22 protein-coding genes are annotated in these 19,319 nt (G+C 66.2%); 8 read left to right on the forward strand and 14 right to left on the reverse strand.

The window, feature by feature from the left end:
- Positions 1-10: 10 nt before the first annotated feature.
- A complete protein-coding gene (locus tag ABEJ63_RS09935) occupies positions 11-793 on the reverse strand; it encodes a plastocyanin/azurin family copper-binding protein (protein ID WP_375796211.1) in 783 nt (260 codons plus the stop codon).
- Positions 794-900: 107 nt separating this feature from the next.
- On the opposite strand from ABEJ63_RS09935, the gene ABEJ63_RS09940 reads away from it, so the two are divergent.
- On the forward strand, positions 901-1,137 hold the full coding sequence (locus ABEJ63_RS09940) for a PRC-barrel domain-containing protein (protein ID WP_375796212.1): 237 nt from the start codon (positions 901-903) through the stop codon (positions 1,135-1,137).
- On the forward strand, positions 1,138-1,599 hold the full coding sequence (locus tag ABEJ63_RS09945; protein ID WP_375796213.1) for an NOB1 family endonuclease: 462 nt from the start codon (positions 1,138-1,140) through the stop codon (positions 1,597-1,599).
- Here ABEJ63_RS09945 and ABEJ63_RS09950 read toward each other — a convergent pair.
- On the reverse strand, positions 1,596-2,528 hold the full coding sequence (locus tag ABEJ63_RS09950; RefSeq protein ID WP_375796214.1) for a lamin tail domain-containing protein: 933 nt from the start codon (positions 2,526-2,528) through the stop codon (positions 1,596-1,598). The two genes, ABEJ63_RS09945 and ABEJ63_RS09950, sit on opposite strands and share 4 nt — an antisense overlap.
- Before the next feature lie 119 nt (positions 2,529-2,647).
- On the opposite strand from ABEJ63_RS09950, the gene ABEJ63_RS09955 reads away from it, so the two are divergent.
- Entirely contained in the window at positions 2,648-3,394 is a 747-nt protein-coding gene (locus tag ABEJ63_RS09955) for a TMEM165/GDT1 family protein (RefSeq protein ID WP_375796215.1), read from the forward strand.
- Here ABEJ63_RS09955 and ABEJ63_RS09960 read toward each other — a convergent pair.
- From ABEJ63_RS09960 to pepF, 3 genes are all read right to left on the reverse strand, one after another.
- Complete coding sequence (locus ABEJ63_RS09960; protein ID WP_375796216.1) at positions 3,391-3,525, reverse strand: hypothetical protein; 135 nt, start codon at positions 3,523-3,525, stop codon at positions 3,391-3,393. The genes ABEJ63_RS09955 and ABEJ63_RS09960 overlap by 4 nt on opposite strands.
- A 207-nt stretch (positions 3,526-3,732) precedes the next feature.
- A complete protein-coding gene (locus ABEJ63_RS09965; RefSeq protein ID WP_375796217.1) occupies positions 3,733-4,953 on the reverse strand; it encodes a proteasome-activating nucleotidase Pan2 in 1,221 nt (406 codons plus the stop codon).
- 53 nt (positions 4,954-5,006) lie between these two features.
- The gene (gene pepF / locus ABEJ63_RS09970; RefSeq protein ID WP_375796218.1) at positions 5,007-6,797 is read right to left on the reverse strand and encodes an oligoendopeptidase F; all 1,791 of its coding nucleotides are present in this window, start codon (positions 6,795-6,797) and stop codon (positions 5,007-5,009) included.
- Between the two features lie 84 nt (positions 6,798-6,881).
- On the opposite strand from pepF, the gene ABEJ63_RS09975 reads away from it, so the two are divergent.
- Positions 6,882-8,225, forward strand: a complete 1,344-nt coding sequence (locus ABEJ63_RS09975; protein WP_375796219.1) for a M28 family peptidase — start codon at positions 6,882-6,884, stop codon at positions 8,223-8,225.
- A 33-nt stretch (positions 8,226-8,258) separates the two neighbouring features.
- Here ABEJ63_RS09975 and truA read toward each other — a convergent pair whose 3' ends face one another.
- The 8 genes from truA to ABEJ63_RS10015 all read right to left on the reverse strand — a co-directional run bounded on the left by truA (position 8,259) and on the right by ABEJ63_RS10015 (position 15,250).
- Entirely contained in the window at positions 8,259-9,104 is an 846-nt protein-coding gene (gene truA / locus ABEJ63_RS09980; RefSeq protein ID WP_375796220.1) for a tRNA pseudouridine(38-40) synthase TruA, read from the reverse strand.
- A gap of 1 nt (position 9,105) precedes the next feature.
- A complete protein-coding gene (hisS, locus tag ABEJ63_RS09985) occupies positions 9,106-10,413 on the reverse strand; it encodes a histidine--tRNA ligase (protein WP_375796221.1) in 1,308 nt (435 codons plus the stop codon).
- 31 nt (positions 10,414-10,444) lie between these two features.
- Positions 10,445-10,615 carry a CopG family transcriptional regulator gene (locus ABEJ63_RS09990; RefSeq protein ID WP_375796222.1) on the reverse strand — a complete coding sequence of 57 codons (171 nt, stop codon included), beginning with the start codon at positions 10,613-10,615 and terminating at the stop codon, positions 10,445-10,447.
- Positions 10,616-10,669: 54 nt separating this feature from the next.
- Positions 10,670-11,428 carry a lysostaphin resistance A-like protein gene (locus tag ABEJ63_RS09995; RefSeq protein ID WP_375796223.1) on the reverse strand — a complete coding sequence of 253 codons (759 nt, stop codon included), beginning with the start codon at positions 11,426-11,428 and terminating at the stop codon, positions 10,670-10,672.
- Between the two features lie 32 nt (positions 11,429-11,460).
- Positions 11,461-12,747: a glucose-6-phosphate isomerase gene (locus tag ABEJ63_RS10000; protein WP_375796224.1), complete on the reverse strand. Its 1,287-nt coding sequence runs from the start codon at positions 12,745-12,747 to the stop codon at positions 11,461-11,463.
- 42 nt (positions 12,748-12,789) lie between these two features.
- Entirely contained in the window at positions 12,790-13,383 is a 594-nt protein-coding gene (locus ABEJ63_RS10005; protein WP_375796225.1) for an RPA family protein, read from the reverse strand.
- Positions 13,383-14,306, reverse strand: a complete 924-nt coding sequence (locus ABEJ63_RS10010) for a replication factor A (protein WP_375796226.1) — start codon at positions 14,304-14,306, stop codon at positions 13,383-13,385. The genes ABEJ63_RS10005 and ABEJ63_RS10010 overlap by 1 nt, the downstream gene beginning before the upstream one ends.
- Before the next feature lie 95 nt (positions 14,307-14,401).
- Complete coding sequence (locus tag ABEJ63_RS10015; protein WP_375796227.1) at positions 14,402-15,250, reverse strand: alpha/beta fold hydrolase; 849 nt, start codon at positions 15,248-15,250, stop codon at positions 14,402-14,404.
- Positions 15,251-15,345: 95 nt separating this feature from the next.
- Between ABEJ63_RS10015 and ABEJ63_RS10020 the strand changes: the two genes are divergently transcribed.
- From ABEJ63_RS10020 to ABEJ63_RS10035, 4 genes are read left to right on the forward strand one after another with little or no spacing between them, the layout of a single operon-like run.
- Positions 15,346-15,756, forward strand: coding sequence for a cyclic nucleotide-binding/CBS domain-containing protein (locus ABEJ63_RS10020; protein WP_375796228.1), 411 nt, complete (start codon positions 15,346-15,348; stop codon positions 15,754-15,756).
- A 45-nt stretch (positions 15,757-15,801) separates the two neighbouring features.
- Entirely contained in the window at positions 15,802-17,091 is a 1,290-nt protein-coding gene (locus ABEJ63_RS10025; RefSeq protein WP_375796229.1) for a M20 family metallo-hydrolase, read from the forward strand.
- 24 nt (positions 17,092-17,115) lie between these two features.
- Positions 17,116-17,397: a hypothetical protein gene (locus ABEJ63_RS10030; RefSeq protein ID WP_375796230.1), complete on the forward strand. Its 282-nt coding sequence runs from the start codon at positions 17,116-17,118 to the stop codon at positions 17,395-17,397.
- 52 nt (positions 17,398-17,449) lie between these two features.
- The gene (locus ABEJ63_RS10035) at positions 17,450-18,505 is read left to right on the forward strand and encodes a mannose-1-phosphate guanylyltransferase (protein ID WP_375796231.1); all 1,056 of its coding nucleotides are present in this window, start codon (positions 17,450-17,452) and stop codon (positions 18,503-18,505) included.
- Here the strand turns inward: ABEJ63_RS10035 and ABEJ63_RS10040 are convergent.
- Positions 18,502-19,287 (reverse strand): SDR family oxidoreductase, encoded by a 786-nt coding sequence (locus tag ABEJ63_RS10040; RefSeq protein WP_375796232.1) that lies wholly within the window; start codon positions 19,285-19,287, stop codon positions 18,502-18,504. The two genes, ABEJ63_RS10035 and ABEJ63_RS10040, sit on opposite strands and share 4 nt — an antisense overlap.
- Between the last annotated feature and the right edge of the window lie 32 nt (positions 19,288-19,319).

Here is a 19,319-nt window from a genome sequence, read left to right on the forward strand (position 1 = left end):
CGTGAGACGACTACTCGACCGTGAACGAGCCGACCATCCCGATCGACTGGTGCGGGTCACAGTGATACTTGTACTCGCCGGCGACATCGAACGTGTACGCGTACGTCGTGCCCGCGTCATAGGTGTCGTCGTCTTTCCCCGACCAGTCGGCCCCGCTCGGGGTCTGCTCCGGCGAGACGTTATGGCCTGCAGAGTCCCACTCCCAGCGGACGGTGTCGCCTGTGCTGATGGTAAACGTCTCCGGGTCGAACGCCAGCGACCCACCCGGCCCGACGGTCACCGTCATGTCGGCCGACGCGGTGGCAGTCGCCGTCTCCGTCTCGGTGGGCGTGTCGGTCTCTGTTTCCGTCGGTGTCGGCGTCGCGTCACCCACCGTTAGCTGCCCAATCATTCCGGCGCTTCGGTGTGGGTTACAGTAGTAGTCGTAGACGCCTTCGGTATCGAAGGTGTGTTCGTGGACGTAGCCCGCGTCGTGAAGCGTGGTGCCGGTGCCAGACCAGTCTGCCCCGTCGGGCGTCGACTCGACCGTGACACTGTGGCCACCCGAGTCCCAGACCCACGCGACGGTCGCCCCGACATCAACAGTTGCCTGCTCGGGGTCGTAGACGAGGTTCCCGTCCGGGCCGACGATAACCGTAAGATCGGCGTCGGGGGTCGGCGACGCGGTCGGCGTCGGAGTAGGTGTCTCGGTCGGTGTCGCCGTTGACGTCTCCGTGTCTGTCCCTCCGCCGCTGCACCCGGCCAGCGCGACCGCTCCCACCGGGAGGGCACGCAGGAAGTCCCGTCGCTCCATACGGCCTGGGACGGGTGGCTGACGTAAACCAGTTGGTCCGGCGTGAGCGGCAGACGCATGTCGGACGCCGCCGTACGGTTTATGTGCTGGAGTGCGTACGCGCTCGCATGGCAGAGATACTCGCAGAGAATCTCTCCGACAAGAACGTCGTCGGCACTGACGGTGCCGAAATCGGCCGACTGTACAACGTCACGATGGAGTACGCGAGCGGCAGTCTCCACAACCTGCTTGTCGAGCCCGCAGAGCGCGCGAACGCCGACTTCGAGACGGACGACCGCGGCCGGTATCGGATTCCTGTCTCGCGCGTGCAGGCTGTGAAAGACCACATCGTCGTCGCCCGGTAGATGCGCGTTCTGGACGCCTCGGCCTTCATCGACGACTACACCACCGACGACGAGGTGGCGACAGTACCAGCTGTCCGCGAGGAGCTCACCGACGATGCCTCTGGGTACCGGTTCGACGCCCTCGAAGGCGCGGGGATGCAGCTGCACGTCCCCGGGCGGGGGCCGCTCGAACAGGTGGAGCAGGCTGCCCGCGCCACCGGCGATCGCACCGAGCTGTCGGATGTTGACACCCGGCTGCTGGCGGCCGCCTTCGAGCTCGGTGCGGTGCTCGTCACCGATGACTACGCGATGCAGAACGTCGCCGACGAACTCGACGTCCCTACCGAGGGCGTCTCGCAAGAGGGAATCGACGAGCGGCGCGACTGGGACTACCAGTGTCAGGGCTGTGGCCGGGTGTACGATACCCACCGCGAGCGCTGTGAAGTGTGCGGCACCGGCCTCGAACGGAAGAACCCAAGCTAATAGGACTGCTCTGCGACGACCGTCCCGTTTGCCGCCCGGACAGTCGCCGTATCGCCACCGTTGTTCCACACCGCGCTCGCTCGCCCCCAGTAGACATCACTGGTGGTATCGTTGCCCGTCCCGGTGTGGATCGTGACCGCCTCGCCGGCCCCAAGCCTCAGTGTGCCGAGCTCGTAGCGGTGGCCCGCTGCATCCGTCACCGTCCATCCGTCCAGTTCTAACGAGGTCTCGCCACGGTTGGCGAGGGTCACGTACTCGTCGTTGAGGTTCTCGTTGTCGTTCCCCGCGGCGTCGGCGTGGACAGACACCACGAGACCGCCCTCGGCCGCCGGAGTGGGAGTGGCCGTCGGCGGCGAGTCGGTCGCACACTCCCACACTCCCCTTCCGGCGTTCATCGCCTCTGTCTCGGCCGCTGCGTAGGCGTCTGCCCGCGTGAACGGTGACTCGTACATCCGAGCGTAGCCACGGGCCACGAGATCATAGTTGAACGACACGCCGTCTTCAACGACGTAGACGAGCAGTCGGCCATAGTAGCCCCGTCGGTCGAGGTTCGGGTCGAAGGCGATGCCCACTGTTTCCCCTTCGAGCCGCTTCGCTTGGTCGCTGGCTCGCTCACCCCACCGGCGCAAACAGTCGCGGCCAGCGGCTGTCTCAGGGACCCCCTCGAATTCGTCGGGGGAGTTCTCGGCGTGGACCTCCGGCGTGTCGACGCCAATCAGCCGGACCGTGTCCGTGGTGCCGTTGTCGAAGCGTATCTCAAGGGTGTCGCCGTCGACTGCTCGAGTGACCGTCACTGTCGCCGCCGGGGTCGGCACAGGAGGGGCCGACGCGCGCGCCGTCGCGTCGTTAGGTGCGGTATCGACGGCGCCGCTACAGCCGGCGAGGATGAACAGTCCGACGAGCACGAGCACAACCCCGAATCTGGCCACGGCCGGCGTACGGGGACGACAGTCATAACATTCCGGAACCACCCACGCTTAACATTAGCCGTGTCTAAACCATAGGTGAGACGGATGAATCTGAGCGACGAGCCGGGGGTGGGGGCGTAGTGGAGCCGTGGCTGCAAGTGGCGACCATCGCCTTTCTCGCCCAGTTGACGGTCCTCCCAGGCGAGAAGGTACAGTTCATCATCGCCGGGCTGTCGACCCAGTATCACCCGCTGCTGGTCGTCAGCGCTGCCGGCACCGCCTTCGCCGGGTGGACCGCCCTTGAGATTGCGTTTGGGAGCTTCCTGCAGACAGCCGTCCCCGCCGTGTACCTGGATGTCGGGACTGGGCTCCTCTTTCTTTTGTTCGCGGTGCTTCTCTTGCGGAGCGCTCCCTCTCCAGGATCGGCACCGGTCGCGATGGCCGACGAACCGTCGACGGACGGCGGCGACGTTGAACGAGCAGGGCTCACTGACGGCGGCGAACTTGACGTGCGGCTCCCGCTCGTCGGCTGGCGGGTGCCAGACGTGCTTGGCGGCTTTCTTCCCATTTTCGCGCTGATGGCACTCGGGGAATTCGGCGACAAGACCCAGCTTGTCACCATCGGTCTTGCCGCCCAGTACGCCCACGGGAGCGCCATCTGGGTCGGCGAGATGGCCGCCATTATCCCGGTGAGTCTGGCGAACGCCCTGTTCTTCTACCGGTTCAGTCACCGGTTCGACGCCCGAAAGGCACACTTCGCGGGCGCAGCACTGTTCGCTTTCTTCGGGCTCGACACGCTCCAGGCGGAGGTGACCGGCGTCTCCGTCTGGGAGACCATCGTCGGGGTGCTGGGAGACGCAGTCGGACTGCTGCTACCGGTTGTCTAAGCGGGGTTTTGTAGGCTAACGAAGTGGCCTGGGTGCACCGTCTCGTGTTCCTTTGCGCGTTCGTGAGCGGTGACGCAGTCCTCGAACTCCCGATCGAGCGCACATGCGTCACACCGGATGCGACAGACCATGTGTATACTTACCAAATCGGTCCGGTTAAGCGTTGTCCTGGTGAGGTCGGGATTCGACGGATGCCAGCATCACCAGACGGGGCGGCCGGACAGGAGTGTGGTCGTTCGTAGTCGGCCGGGGTCCACACGAGATAGCAGCGACTGCGTTCCGGCGAGAAAGTGTGCTACGCAGGCCGTTCAGCGCCCCACGGGCGATAGAACGGGGGACTAGTAGAACGCGACGGGCGTACCCGTTGAGTCCTCGCGGTCGATTTTCTCGAGGGCAGCCTCGAAGTCCTCGGTGCGGACCTCGGTACGGCCCTCTCGGATAGCGAACATCCCCGCCTCCGTGCACAGCGATTCGATTTCCGCGCCGGAGAAGCCCTCAGTGTGCTCGGCAAGGTCGGTGAAGTCCACCTCGTCAGCGAGGTTCATCCCGCGGGTATGGATGTCGAGAATCTGGACGCGTCCCTCGGCATCGGGTTCGGGTACCTCGATAAGCCGGTCGAACCGGCCGGGCCGAAGGATGGCCCGGTCAAGCATGTCGAACCGGTTGGTGGCCGCGATGATGGAGATATCGCCACGGGCCTCGAAGCCGTCCATCTCACTGAGCAACTGCATCATCGTCCGCTGGACCTCTGCGTCGCCCGACGTCTTCGACTCCGTCCGCTTGGACGCGATGGCGTCGATCTCGTCGATAAAGATGATAGCTGGCTCGCGCTCGGAGGCAAGCTCGAACAGGTCGCGAACGAGCCGTGCGCCCTCGCCGATGAATTTCTGGACGAGCTCGGACCCGGCCATCTTGATGAACGTGGCATCGGTTTCGTTGGCGACGGCCTTCGCGAGCATCGTCTTCCCCGTCCCGGGCGGTCCGTGCAGCAGGACGCCCGTCGGCGGCTCGATACCGACCTCGGCGAACTGTTCAGGGTTCGTGAGCGGGTCCTCGACGGCTTCGCGGACCTCGGTCACCTGTTGGTCGATGCCGCCGATGTCGTCGTAGGTGACCGACGGCTGGGTGGTGACCTCCATCGCCTGTGCGCGGGCGTCCGTCTCGTCGTCGAGGATGCGCTGGACAGCAAACGAGTCGTTGATAGCGACGCGGTCACCTGCCTCGAGCTTTTCCGCGAGCCGTGGGGAGACGTCCGTCAGCACTTCCTGGTTGTTGCCGTGCTGCTTGAGGACGACCTCCTCGTCGTCGTTAAGCTCTTCGACCGTTGCGATGTACAGCGACGAGGTCTTCAGCGCCTCGTTTTCCCGCTGGAGCTTGTCGACATCTTCACGGAGTTCGTCCTGTCGCGCGCGGGCCGACTCCAGCTGGTCGGCCAGCTCGTCGTGGACGCCGACAATCTCCTCGAAGTGGTCGCGGAGGGCTTCGAGTCGCTCTGCGGGTGACATGTCGGGGTCGAGATCGAGTTGTGGTCGCTCGGGGAGCGAGGGACTACGGGACATCTAGCTGGTACAGGTTCGGGCGCGTGTGTAAATGTGTCTTTGGGTCCTGCCAGCTAGCCCAGCGACTCGAAGGTGGCGAGGTGGCGGTCGTAGGCGTCGATAGCCGCCTCAACCGGTGCCGAGTCGGTCATGTCGACCCCCGCCGTCTCAAGCGCAGCCAGCGGATACTCTCGAGAACCGGTCCGCAGGAACTCGCGGTAGCGGTCGGCGGCTGGCTCCCCCTCCTCCGTAATCGCCTCGACGATGGCGTTCGCTGCCGAGATGCCCGTCGCGTACTGGTAGACGTAGTAGTTGTAGTAGAAATGCGGGATGCGCATCCACTCGCGCTCGATGCGGTCGTCTACGGCGGCGTTCGCGTAGTACTCGCGTTTCAACTCGCCGTACACCTCGTCAAGCCGGTCTGGCGTGAGCGCGCCACCCTCCTCGCTGATAGTGTGAATCTGGTGTTCGAAGTCGGCAAACAGCGTCTGGCGGAACAGTGTCGACCGGAACCGCTCGAGATACTCGTCGAGGACATGCCGCCGGAGCCGCTCGTCGTCGAGGGTATCGAGCAGGTGCTCGGTCAGCAACGCCTCGTTGACGGTACTCGCTACCTCCGCGACGAAGATGCCGTAGTCGGAGTAGACGTACGGCTGTGTCTCGCTCGCCAGTTCGGAGTGCATCGAGTGGCCCAGCTCGTGTGCGAGGGTATACACCGAAGCGACATCTTCCTGGTAGTTCATCAGGATATACGGCTGGCTATCGTAGGTGCCCCCAGAGTAGGCGCCTGAGCGCTTCCCCTCGTTCTCGTACACGTCGACCCACCGCGACTCAAGTCCCTCGGCGAGCCGTGACTGGTACGACTCGCCCAGCGGTGCGACGGCCTCGATCACCCACTCTTTCGCCTGTTCATAGTCGATACCGGGGGCTTCCTCGTCGGCCAGCGGCGCATACAGGTCGTACATTTCCAGGGTGTCGACGCCGAGCCGGTCGCGCTTCAGGTCAACGTGCCGGCCGAGCACGTCGAGATTCGCCTCGACAGTGTCCACAAGGGTGTCGTACACCGTCGTGGGGATGTTCGATTCGTCGAGTGCCGCTTCGCGGGCAGTGTCGTAGTCACGGGCGCGGGCAGTCTTCACGTCAGCCTTGACCGCGTTCTTCAGCGACGAGGCGACCGTGTTGCGGAAGCCTCCCCACTCGTCGTAGTAGCGCTCGTACACCCGTTGGCGGAACGATCGGTCCGGGTGTTTCAGCTTGGTCGTGAAGTTCGACTGTGTAATCTGTATCTCGCCGCCATCCGGCCCCTCGACAGCCGGAAACTCCATGTCCGCATTCGATAGCATCCCGTATATGTCGGACGGCGCGCCGGTCACCTCTGACAGCTCCGCGAGCACCTCCTCGACCTCCGGTGAACGGGTGTGCGGCTTCATGCGCATCACGTCGTCGAGGTAGTGGTCGTACCGTTCGAGCTCGGGCTCCTCGGCCACGAGCTCGTCGAGCCGGTCACGATCCGTCCGTTGGAGCTCTGGCTCGATGAACGACGCCGCTGAAGAGGCTTCACTCGCGAGTGACTGTGCGCGCGCCTTCAGGGCCTGGTACTCCTGGTTGCGGGTATCTTCGTCCGAGCGCATCCGTGCGTACGCAGTGACGTTCGCAACCGTCCGCATCAGCTCCTCGCGCAGCTGGAGCGTGTCACGTAGCGTCGCCGCGCTCTCGGTGACTCGCCCCTCGTAGGCACGCAGATCCGCCAGCCGCGACTCCACCTCCTCGTAGGCTGTTTCCCACGCCTCGTCGGTCGCAAACATCTCCTCAAGCGCCCACGTGTACTCCTCGTCGATATCGCCGCGTTCCGGGACCGAACTCATCGCCCGTGATTGCGGGTCAGCCGGCCTAAACGCATCGCTCCGACCCGACCGGGGGCTTTTGTGCCGGGCAACTGACCCGCCGGCATGGACGAGACGACGCGACTCGCCGGCCGCGCGTACGACGATCCGTTCCCGTGGTCGTTCCTCACCGACCTCATCGAGGCGGGCCCGCGGCTCGGCGGCTCCCCCGGCGAGCGTCGCGCGGCCGAACTCGTCGCCGAGGCGTTTGAGACGGCTGGCGCCGCCCCCGAGACGCTCCCGTTCGAGATGCCTCGCTGGAAGCGAGGCGATGCGACGGTGGCCGTTCGGCTGGAACGGGACGGCCGGCTCGTTGAGCGGTCGTTCGACGCGATTGCGCTTCCGTACTCGCCGCCCGGAGACGTCCACGGCTCGTTGACCGACGTGGGACATGGGACACCCACAGAGACGGACGAGCAGAACGTGGCGGGCACCGTCGCGCTCGCAGACACTGCCTCACCGGCAGACGGCCGCTACGTCCATCGGATGGAGAAATACGGACACGCTGTCGAGGCAGGCGCATCGGGGTTCGTGTTTGCCCACCACGAGCCGGGTCAACTCGCCCCGACGGGGACCCTCCGATTCGGTCGGGAGGCCGCAGTGCCGGCCGTCGGTGTTTCCCACGAGACCGGCGAGTGGCTCCGCGAGTACGCCGACACGGACGCCGAGGTCCGACTCCGGGTCGACGCGACCACCGAGCCGGGCACCTCCCGTAATGTGCTTGGACAGCTTGGGCCCGCAGACGACGAACGAGCGGACGGCATCCTCGTGGTTGGCCATCTCGACGCCCACGATATCGCGGAGGGTGCCCTCGACAACGGCTGTGGCATCACAACCGTCGCGACGGCGGCTCGCTACCTTGCCGACCTCTCGCTTGCTGCGCCGGTGTGGGTCGCGGGGGTCGGCTGTGAGGAGACGGGGCTGCTCGGCGCCGAGGCCCTCGCCGACCACCTCACCCTCGACCGAATTCGGGCGGTTGTCAACGTAGACGGCGCAGGCCGCCATCGCAACCTGCGTGCACTTGTCCACGGCAGTGACTCGCTCGCGTCGCTGGCCGAGCAGGTCGTTGAGGCAGCCGGCCAGCCGCTGGCTGTCTCGGAGACGCCACACCCATACAGTGACCACTGGCCGTTCCTCCGGGCAGGCATCCCCGCCATCCAGCTCCACAGTCAACCCGCGAGCGGCCATGAGCGAGGCCGCGGCTGGGGCCACACCGCTGCTGATACCCGCGACAAGGTCGACCAGCGGACCCTCCGCGACCACGCCGTCCTCACAGCGCTGCTCGTCCGCGAATTGACCCAGACAGATGTGCCTCGACGCGACCCCGCGACGCTCCGAGCAGAACTCGAGGCCGAAGATGCCGAGCCGGGGATGCGTGCGGCCGGCGTCTGGCCCGACGACTGGGGATAGGGCAGTCTCTCACGTGTATGGCGCCGATATCGGTCATTCTTCTGGTCGCTCCGGTCGGAGCCGCTCGGCGACGCGCGCGCCAGTTCGCCGGGTAACCCGCCGTTCCTCGAAGACGGTCCAAGCACTCGTGGCCGCCGGCTCGTCAACGGCAAACGCGAGGGCATCCCCGTAGTCGACGGCCGCAAGCACAAGCGGCTCCGGGTCAGCCGCGGCAATTCCTGCTGGCCCGTCCAGTTGTTCGGTCGACAGCACGCGGTCGAGAAAGCCAGGGGTCCGGTCCCCGGCCGCGACGGCTGTCACCAACCCCGCCGCGCGGCGCACAAACTCCCGAGGAAATCCACTCGCAGTAAACGCACAGACCAGAAACGGTGGGTCGCGCTCGCAGGCCGTGGTCAGGTCGCGCTCGGTGCCCGTCTCGTCGGGTGTGAGGTTATGAAAGTCGTGACGGCCAGACAGCCGGTCGAGAACCGTCTGGGCGCGGGCACGTCGACGGTCGGTCCAGCCGCCGTCAGCGCCGGCTGTCGCCGCGTGGAGATAGTACTCGTAGCGGCGGCGCTCAGCGGCGTACTGGGCATTGAAGTCTGAGGGCGCGTCGGCACTCGCCCACGCCCGCACGTCGGCGGGGAGCGAGCCGTTGAGTGCGGCCGGCGAGAGCCAGTCGGGACAGTCGAAGGCGACCGTCTGGGCGGCCGCGGAGACGCCGGCATCTGTCCGGCCGGCGGCGCTGTATCCCGGCGGCGGCGCCGTCGGCTCGGCGACGACATCAAGGGATGCCAGCGCCGCGAACAGCGCATTCTCGACAGTCTCGGCGTGTGGCTGCCGCTGGAACCCGCGAAATGCGGTGCCATCGTACGCGAGCCGGAACGCGCGCCGAACCACGCTACTCGTAGTCGTCGTACGTCGGCCGACCGGACGCGGGCGGGAATTCGTCGACCGGCACCGTCGTCTGTTCGCCCGACGCCATATCGCGGATGGTGTACTCATCGTTCGCGAGGTCCTGCTCGCCGACGATGACCACTGTCTCGGCGTTGATGGAGTCGGCGTATCCCAGCTGTGCGCCGAAGCTCCGGCCAGACACATCTGTCTCGACGACGTGGCCCAGCCCGCGCAGGTCGGCGACGAGTTCGGCTGCCTCCCGCTCGGTATCGCCGACTTGAAGCACGTAGTAGTCGGTTGTCAGCGACTCGTCCGGGTAGACGCCCGCCCGCTGGAGCAGCAGGGGGAGCGTCGAGTAGCCGGGGGCGAAGCCGACCGCCGGCGTTGGCTGTCCGCCAAATCCTTCGATAAGGTCGTCGTAGCGACCGCCGCCAAAGACAGAGCGGGACACCTCGCCGGTTGCGTCGAAGCATTCGAAGACGACACCCGTGTAGTAGTCGAAGCCACGAGCCGTCTCCAGCGACAACTCACAGTACTCACCGGCGCCGAACCGGTCAACGGCGTCAAGGACGGCCGTCAGGTTCTCGACCGCGTCGTGGGCAGCGTCGGTGCCGGCGAACTCCGCAAGCTCCGATAGCGAGTCGCGGTCCGTCTCGGTGAGCCGGTCGTCAAACCGCGCGGCCTGGTCGTACGAGAGGCCCGCCTCTGCGAGCAAGTCGTGGTACTCCGCCGTCGAGAGCTTCTCGCTTTTGTCGACCGCGCGGATCGCCTCGCGGACATCCACGTCGGCGTCGAAGCTTCGGAGGACAGCCCCCAGGATATCGCGGTGAGAGACCCGAAACTCGAAATCGGCGGCGTCGAGTCCCAGGTCGACGAGCAGTTGGGCACCCAGTGCAATCACCTCTGCATCCGCCCGTGGGTCATCGCTGCCGAAGATGTCGATGTTTGTCTGGTAGAACTCGCGGAACCGCCCCTGCTGGACCTGTTCGTAGCGCCAGAACGGCCGTGTCGAGAACCATTTGATCGGCTTCGACAGCTCCTGTGTCTTGGCAGCGACCATCCGGGCGACGGTGGGTGTCAACTCCGGCGTGAGCGTGACGTGGCGGCCGCCTTGGTCTTCGAAGGCGTACAGCTCGTCAACGATATCCTCGCCAGCCTTGTCGGTCCACATCTCGGCGCGCTCGAGATGAGGACTCGCGGTCTCGCGGAAGCCGAAGCGGCGGCACGCAGCCTCGACGGTGTCGATGACCTCCCGGCGCGCGGCCATTTCCTCGGGGTAGAAATCACGGAACCCCTTCAGGCGGTCGTACATGCCCCCGCTTCCGTCGGGGTCGGTAAACGTGCTACGGTCGGGGTTCGCCGTCACGGGCGTCTGTCCGCTCGCTATCGAGTTCGGCAAGCCCTAACTCCACGAACTGTTCGACCACTTCCTGCTCGGTAAGGCCGTACTCGCGCGCGAGTCGCTCGACCGCGCTGGCGGTCGACTCGGAGGCAACGAACTCGAAACGGCGCACGCCCATGCTACCGGGTACCACGCTATAAAGACCCGTCAGACGGCCGTCTGCCGCTCAGCCTACCTGGCCGGTGCTGGCAAGGTATAGCTGGAGGAACATGAGGGCGTTGTACGTCCCATGGACGACGATCGGCACCGCGAGGTTGTCGCTCACCTCGTAGAGCGCGCCGAGGACGAGACTCAGCGTGAAGATGAGTGCGAAGTACGCCAGTTTCTGCTCGAGGGGCTGACCGAGCACGCTGCCGGCGTGTGCGACAGCGAACACGGCCGACGCAACGATGACGCCCGGCACCGCGCTATACGACTCGCGCAATAGCCCCTGCACTGCTCCCCGGAACATCAGCTCCTCGCCGGGCCCAACAAACAGGTAGGTAAGCGGGATGAGATACAGCGTCAGTGCCGGCGTCTCCAGTCCGTCCTCGACGAGAGGTGTCGTCGGCGTCTGTACGCCGAACCGGCTGTAGAGAGCAGTGATGGCCGCCAAGAGAACGCCGAGTACAATCAGTCCAGCGACCATCAGCCCGATATCTCGCCGGGTTGGCACCCGTATCCGGATAAGGTCGAACCGGTCGCGCACCCGGAAGAAGACGAGCGACGTGACGAGCAGTCCGGCACCTTGGAGGGCGACAGTACTGAGCCCCCAGCGGACGACAACATTCTCCTCGACTGAGACACCGACGGCCGTCAGCAGGTTCGCCACAAGCGCAAACACGACGGTACCGACGACGAAGCCAGTGAACCCAAGTCCGAGGCTCGTCACGACAGCCCGAAGCTGGGCGCCCCGCGTTCCCAGCGCGGCAGTATCACGTGACACGGTCGGCCGTAGGTGAGTCCGTCGGATACCTCTTACTCGATGGGATAGGTGCGCTTGTCGCGGACTGCAGCCGCCTCTTCGGTGTCAGCCGCCCCAAGTAGCCCCCGCGCGGCCGACTTCCCCCACTCAACAGCCGGCTGAGTGAACGTTTCGACGCCCATAAGCTCGCCCGCGAGCACGCAGGCCGCCTCACAGGAGAATAGCAGATCACCGAGGCCCTGTTCGTCGATACGCTCGATCTCGATACGGACACTTGGCTTGTCTGCGGCTGCAAGACTGGCCTCCGTCGCCTCGAACTCGGCATCCAGTAGATCACCGAGGGTCGCGTCTCCGAGGTAGGCGAGTCCCTCAACGTCCGTCGAGGGGATAGACCGGTCTGCGCGCTCGCGAGCGCGAATCAGCGTCACCACCTTGTCGTGGCGGCCTGCGCGGTACAGCTGGAGCTGTGAGTGTTGGTCGGTGGCACCGAGCGCGCGGGCGGGCGTCTGGCCCTGGCCATCCTTGCCGAGCGACTCCGCCCACAGCTGTGCGAACCACTCTGCAAACGGCTCCAGCGACTCGGCGTACGGCATCACGGCATTGATGTGGGCGCCGCGCCGTTCGAGCGCGGTCGTGACGGCGCCGTATGCGTACGCGGGCGATTCATGAAGGCTTCCCGTCAGCCCCTCGCGGGCCTCGCGGGCACCGGCGAGCACTGCCTCAATATCGTGGCCGAGCAGCGCCGCTGGCACCAGCCCGACGGCCGACAGTGCGGCGAACCGGCCGGGGACCCCCTCAGGCACGGCCAGTCGGGGGAGGTCCCGGTTGTCGGCCAGCCGCGCCAGTGGGCCGGCATCGCCAGTGGTGACGACGGTCCGGTCAGTCCAGTCGACGCCGGCCGACTCGTAGGCCTCACGGACGACCAGGAAGTTCGCCAGCGTCTCCGCGGTCGTCCCCGATCGCGAGACGACATTCACCGCCGTCTTCTCAAGGTCGAGCCGCGCGAGCAGTCGGCGCGTCCGCTCGGGGTCGACGTTGTCGAGGACGTAGTGATTCGATTCGCCAAGTGCCGCGGTGACCGTTCGCGCGCCAAGCGCCGACCCGCCAATCCCGACCGTGAGGACTGCTTCAGCGTCGACGTCGGCGACGGCCGCTCGGATGCCCGTGGGGCTGGTTGTCTCGGGGAGGTTCAGACTTGCGTAGCCGAACTCCGCGTTCGCCATGCCAGCGGCGATGGTCTCATGGGCCGTCGCCACCTCGGCGTCGAGTCGGTCGAGCGCGTCGACGGCGACGCCAGGCGTCGCCACCTCACGCAGGGCGTTCCCGATGTCTACTCGCATACCTCATCCGGGCGGCCGCGAGGCAAAGACGTTCGGATGCCCCTACGCTTGCGGCTCTGGGGCCGTCTCCCCATCCTCCTCGAGCGACTGGAGCGCCTCGACGACGGTCTCTTCGTAGGTGGAAAGTGGGAGGTCGTACTGCTCGCGAGCCATCGCGGCATACTCGTTGTCTTCGTCGTCGAACGCCTCAATACGGTCGAGTGTGCGTTCGGCCGTTTCCACGACCCAGCGGTTGCGGGTGTCGGCGTCGACGACGCTGATCGACTCTGGCCGGACGGAAACGTTGACGCCGCCGTCGTCTGTCTCGAACGTACGGGGTTTGCCGACGACCGAGACATACGCGGGCGATTCCAGCTCTCGCAGCGCGTTCGCGGCCTCCGGCTGGTACTGGCCGGCGTATGTGAAGAACGTCCCAGTCGGGTCGACGATGCGGCCGCGCCAGTACTCGGAGTCCTCGCCGATATCCTCCGTCTCGGTGAGCGTGCCGACGACGAAGACGCGGTTGGCGCGCGCGCCCGTCGGGAGGAGCGCGTACACCGGCGCACGCTCATCGTCGGATTCCTTGAACGTGTAGCCGGCGTCGTTGAACTCGCGTGCGAACGCCCGACGGGCGACCTCGCGGGTTGGGACCGACATTATATCGACCTCGCGCGGATGAGCGTCGACTCGGCATCCGCGCTCCCGAGTCGCTCCATCTCGTCTACAAGTACGTACCGGCCGAGCCGTGGCCCAGACACGCGGTAGTAACGGCCCAGCACGCCCTCAGCCATCTCGTCAGCGACGACGGTGGTGTCGAGCGCGTCCATCGCCATCTGCTTTGCTTCTGCCAGCGAGATGCCGGTGAGTCGTTCGGTCGCTGCCTGGTCGAAGATGACTTCGTTCACCTCATCGCCGTCATCAAGGACGCCCTTGATGCGGAGGTCGAACTCGCCTTCGCCCTCGCCGTGTTCGCTACAGCGGCCGTTCTGGAGGACGCGCGTACACCCCTCCTCGGGACACCGCTTGATAAGCCCGGAGCCGGATTGGATATCGACCAGTGCTCCCTCAATGGTGACGCTGTCGTCACCGACCTCAACCATCTCGTCGAGTTCGGTGATGGTCGTCGTTCGGTTGAGCTTGACTGAGTAGTCACCTTCGTACTCGTCGGTGACGACGTTCTCCAGCGCGTAGGAGGCCCCTTCCTCGAGCTTCGGGAGGTCGCTCGTCTCGAAGGCGACGAACTTGATAGTGCCCGATTCGTCGCCGAGCAGACCAACCTGCGAGACGCTGTCCGAGCGGGGTTCCCACAGATCCGCGACGGTGACCCGGAGGTCAACCCACTGCTCGTCAGCGTCGATTTCGCCGACGAGCACGGACTCGTTCGAGCCGCCGCCCAGCTCGTCGCGGTCCATCCCGGTCTCCTCAAGATAGTTCGAGACGACCGACCGGCGTGCTTCGTCGGCAGGGATGCTGTACTCGTTGATTAGCGTGTCCAGTCGCTCTTCGATCTCGTCGACAGACACATCAAGTTGGTCTGAGAACTGCTCGTGTATCTCTTGGGCGTGCTGTTGCACGGTCATGGTTTGCTCCGTCTCCGCGTGTTTTCAGTGGGAGACATGTGTTGGTTGGTGCTCGACCGTCATCAAGCCTGCGTGACCGCGGTGAAAGTAGTCGGCTACCCCTCGAGGAACGCCCGGATTGGCTCGATTTGCTCGGGAACGTTCAGTGCGGGCGCGTGCCCGCAGTCGACCACAAGTGTCTCCATCTCCGGCTTCCGCTCGCGCATCTCCGCGAACGTAGCGTCGGTGAGGATGTCTGAGTCGGCGGCCTTCACAGTCATCACCGGCTGGTCGATAGCCTCGAACTGCGTCCACTGGTCGGGCCCGTCATCAGCATCGTCGGCGAGCAGTAACGGCTCCACGATGCGCGTATCATAGTTGGGAGCGAATCGGCCGTCGTCCGTCCGGCGAGCAGAGGTGCGCGCAAGCCGGCGCCACTCGGCGTCCGTCATCGCGGAGAACGTATCGTAGACATCACGGAAGTACGCCTCCAATTCCGTAAGCCGGTCGTACGCCGGCGGGTCGGTGAGATAGTCGACGATGCGCTGGACCCCCTCGTCTGCCGTATCGTCGCCGCTCGGATCCGGTCCGACATCTACGAGGACGAACCGCTCTACTCGGTCGGTTAGCGGGCCGGGAACAAGCCCGATGCCGAGCTGGCCACCCATCGAGAGCCCGAGATAGTGGCCTGACTCGATACCGAGCTCCTCGAAGAAGCCCACGATGATCGAGGACAGCGAGGCGGCGTCATAGCGGTCAGGATTCCATTCGCTTTCGCCGCGCCCCGGCATGTCCGGACAGAGGACACGGTACTCGTCAGCCAACGCGGCCGCCAGCGGATCGAAGTCGCGGCCGTGTCGCGACAGCCCGTGGACGCAGACCAGCGGCGTCGCATCTGGGTCGCCCCACGCCGTGTAATGTATCTCGGTGTCCTCGATCGTCACGTAGTGGTGGGTCGGTGCCATCGCCCCGACAGTCTGCGGGGATGGTCTTAGGGATTCGGTCGGCACGATTCGTACAATAATTATAATGGAGATTAGCCCTCTTGTCCGGCAGGCACATGGATGTAGATCGTCTCGACACGCCGGTCGCAGAGCAGATGACGACCCCTGTGCGAACCGTCGAGCCGACACTCGCGGTAGCTGAGGCCGCCCGGGTGCTGTGGGACGAGCGTATCGGCTCGCTACTGCTTGAAGACGGTGCGGGGATACTGACCGAGTCAGATGTCACGCGGGGTGTAGCCGTCGGTATCGAGCCAGAGACGACGCCGGTACGCGAGCTCGCAACGACGGAGCTCGTCACCATCCCCGCAGACGCGACGGTGCAGGACGCTGTCGTCCGGATGGCCGACCACGACATAAAGAAGCTCCCGGTCGTTCAGCAGGGACAACTCGTAGGGATACTCACCACCGCGGATATTGCCCGCGGGCTCGTTCCCGACCTCGACGAGGTCATCGCGGCCTTCCAGTAGCAGACGGTCGCAGGGTTTCTTGTCCGCTGGTGTGCACCCCCCGGTATGGACGCCGCCAACGTTGCCGCCGCAGTCGACGCCGACCGACTGTGGGCGGACATCGAGGCGAACGGCCGGTTCGGGGCAACTGACGACGAGGGGCATGGCCGGACGGCTCCCACCGGCTCGGAGGCGAACCGCCGTGCGCGCGACCGACTCGTCGCCGAGCTGGAAGCGGCCGGCTGTACCGTCCGCGTCGACGCCGTCGGTAACGTCGCCGGCCGGTGGACACCCTCCGGTGTCGACCCCGAGACGCCGGCCGTCGCGGCAGGGAGCCATCTCGATTCGGTTCCCTCGGGCGGCATCTTCGATGGGCCGCTCGGCGTTTACGCCGCTCTTGAAGCGGTGCGGGCGATGCGTGAGGCCGACGTTACCCCCAAACGACCGGTCGAGGTGGTCTCGTTTACTGAAGAGGAGGGCGCCACATTCGCGGACGGGCTCCTCGGCTCCTCGGTCGCGGCCGGCGAGCGCTCTGTCGAGGCGGCACTCACGCTCCGGGACGCCGAGGGTCGAAGCCTCGCGGCTGCCCTCGAGGACACGGGGTATCGCGGCGAGGGACGGCTCGACGCTGCCGACTGGGACGCCTGGCTCGAACTCCACATCGAACAGCACACAGAACTCGAGGAGGCAGGGGTCCCGGCGGGGATCGTCGGCGACATCACGGGCATCACCCACCTCGCGGTCGAGATAGATGGGGAGGCGAATCACGCGGGCTCGACACCGATGGCTGGGCGACGAGACGCGCTGGCGGCCGCGAGCGAGGTCGTCCTCGACATCGAGCAGGCCGCCCGCGAGCTGAGTGGCGCCGGAGGGAACGAGCCGACCGACCCCGCCGCTGTCGCCACCGTCGGCAGTCAGGCCGTCGCGCCTAACGCGACGAACGTCATCCCAGGACACGTCGAGCTGGGTGTTGATATTCGTTCGACAACATACGCATCGATGGAGACGCTCGTTGACGACATCCGAGCGTCACTCGCCCGTGTGGAGCGCGAGCGCGGCGTCGAGACGAGCCTCGAGCGTGGCTTCGACCTTGCGCCGACACCGATGGCCGAGCGGTGTCGCCAGGCACTTCGCCGGGGTGGCGAGCGGGCCGGCGTCGAGACGCTTGAGTTGCACTCCGGAGCCGCACACGACTCGATGTACGTCGCGCAGGTGACCGACGCTGGGCTGCTGTTCGCTCCCTCGGAGGATGGGCTCTCGCACACGCCGGCCGAGTGGACAGACCCTGCAGACTGTGCGGCCGCCACACGTGTGTTCGCGGCAGCGGTGGCGGAACTCGCAGGCGACGGATTGTAGTGTCAGCCCGCCGGAGCGGCCTGTATGGACCGGGAGCGACTGACGCAGCTGCTGCGCTCGAAGCTCCGCGCGGCGGGTCGGAGCTACGAGCAGGCCCGCCGCGAATTCGATGCCGGCGTGGCCGACACCTACGGGCTCCCCACAGACGAAGCGGGCAACGCCCGCATCGTCTGTCGCCGGTACGCAGAGCGGCGGGCGGTCCCGGTCGACGCCGATGGCCATCCCGATTGCTTCGAGGCCGGTCATCCCGACTGCGAGGGCTGTGTCGCGGACGTGCGCGACGGCGTCGTCGAGACGTGGGACTGAGAGAGAGGAACGATGAGGTGAGGTTTTTGCGCGGCGACCGTCTCTCCTCCACATGAGCGAGACGGTTGCCGTCGTCCTCGCGGGCGGACGCGGGACGCGGCTGTATCCGGCGAGCACCGGCGAGACACCGAAGCAGTTCCGGCGCTTCGGCGGGAGCGAGTCCCTGCTCGCACGGACCGTCGCCCGCGCCGAGAGCGTCGCCGACCACGTGTACGTCCTCACGCGGTCGGCCTACGCCGATGAAGCCCGCGAGCACGCCCCGACTGCCGACCTGCTTGTCGAACCCGAGCCAAAGGACACGGCGCCGGCGCTGGTGTACGCGGCCCACGAACTTCGCGGACGGCACGACGACCCCGTCCTCGTGAATCTGCCGAGCGACCACCACACCGGCGACGGGTACCCCGCAGCTCTCGAGCGGGCGAGTGCAGTCGCCCGCGAGACGGGTGGACTGGTGACCCTCGGTGTCGAGCCGACGCGGGCAGCCGTCGAGTACGGCTACCTCAAGCCTGGCGAGTCACACGGTGACTACCACGCAGTCGCTGCGTTCAAAGAGAAACCAGATCCCGGCGCTGCCGCTCGCTACCGCCAGCACGGCTATCTCTGGAACGCGGGCATCTTCGCATGGAAGCCAACTGCACTGCTCTCGGCCGCCCGGGCAATCGCCGCGAGCCAGCGGGCCGAGCAGGCAGACGTGACCGGCGAGAGCGACACGCGACCCGCGGAGGGTACGGGCCTCGAGGAGTTCCTCGAGACGCTCGCGACAGACCCTGCGGCAGCGTTCGCGGCCGTCGACCCGGTCAGCGTCGACCGCGCCATTCTGGAGAACACAGACGACGCCTATGTGCTCCCCGCAGACTTCGCGTGGGACGACCTCGGCTCGTGGGATGCCTTCGAGCGCGTGCTCGCGGGCGATGAGGCAGGGAATGTCGCGCTCGGCGACACCCTCGCGCTCGACTGTGATGACTGTGTGCTTGCAGCCGGCGAGGACGACCATGTTGCTGCTGTCGGCGTCTCCAATCTCGTCGTCGCCACTTACGATGGCCGGACGGTCGTTGTCCCGAAGCGGTCGGCCCAGCGAGTGCGCGAGGTCGTCGACGCGCTCGATTAGACGGAGCGCGTGCTCCCACCGTCGACCGGAATCGCGGTTCCGGTGACGTAACTTGCGGCGTCCGAGCAGAGCCATGCGACCGTCTCACCCAGCTCGGCGGGGTCACCGACCCGCTCCAGCGGTATCCCCTCACTCCATTCCGCCATGCCTGCTTCGTAGGAGTCGTACTCCCCGCGTTCGACGCCCTGTTCCACGAGGTCGGTGATACGGCTGGTTTCGTGAGCACCTGGCAGAACAGCGTTGACTCGCACCTCTGGAGCCCACTCGCGACTCTGTGTTTTCATCAGACCGAGCACGCCGCGCCGGACCGCGTTCGACAGTACCAGGCCGTCGATAACTTCCTTCACCGATCGAGAGGTGATGTTGACGACGCTGCCGCCGCCGTCGGCGAGGTGCGGGTACGCCGCCCGCGTCGTCCGGACTACGCTCATCACGAGCAGGTCGTATGCCCGCTGCCAGTCCTCGTCGTCAGTATCCAGGAAGCTTCCTGACGGCGGCCCGCCCGCGCTCGTGACAACGTGGTCGAGGCCGCCAAACGCCTCGACAGTGTCCTCAACGAACTGCTCGACTGCGTCGGCGTCGGTGATGTCTGCCTCGACCGCGCGAACATCACCATCGCCGGTCGCCGAGAGTTGGTCACGGGCTGATTCCACGTGAGCGGGGGTCGTACCACACACCGCGACGTGGGCACCCTCGCGGGCGAGTGCTGTCGCGCTCGCCAGCCCGAGTCCGCTCGATCCGGCCGTCACCAGTGCGCGCTCGCCGTCAAGTCCAAGATCCATGTCGGGTGGTGTCGCGGGCAGGCAAAAAGGTG

Source organism: Halosegnis sp., from assembly GCF_042216475.1.
Lineage (GTDB): Archaea > Halobacteriota > Halobacteria > Halobacteriales > Haloarculaceae > Halosegnis.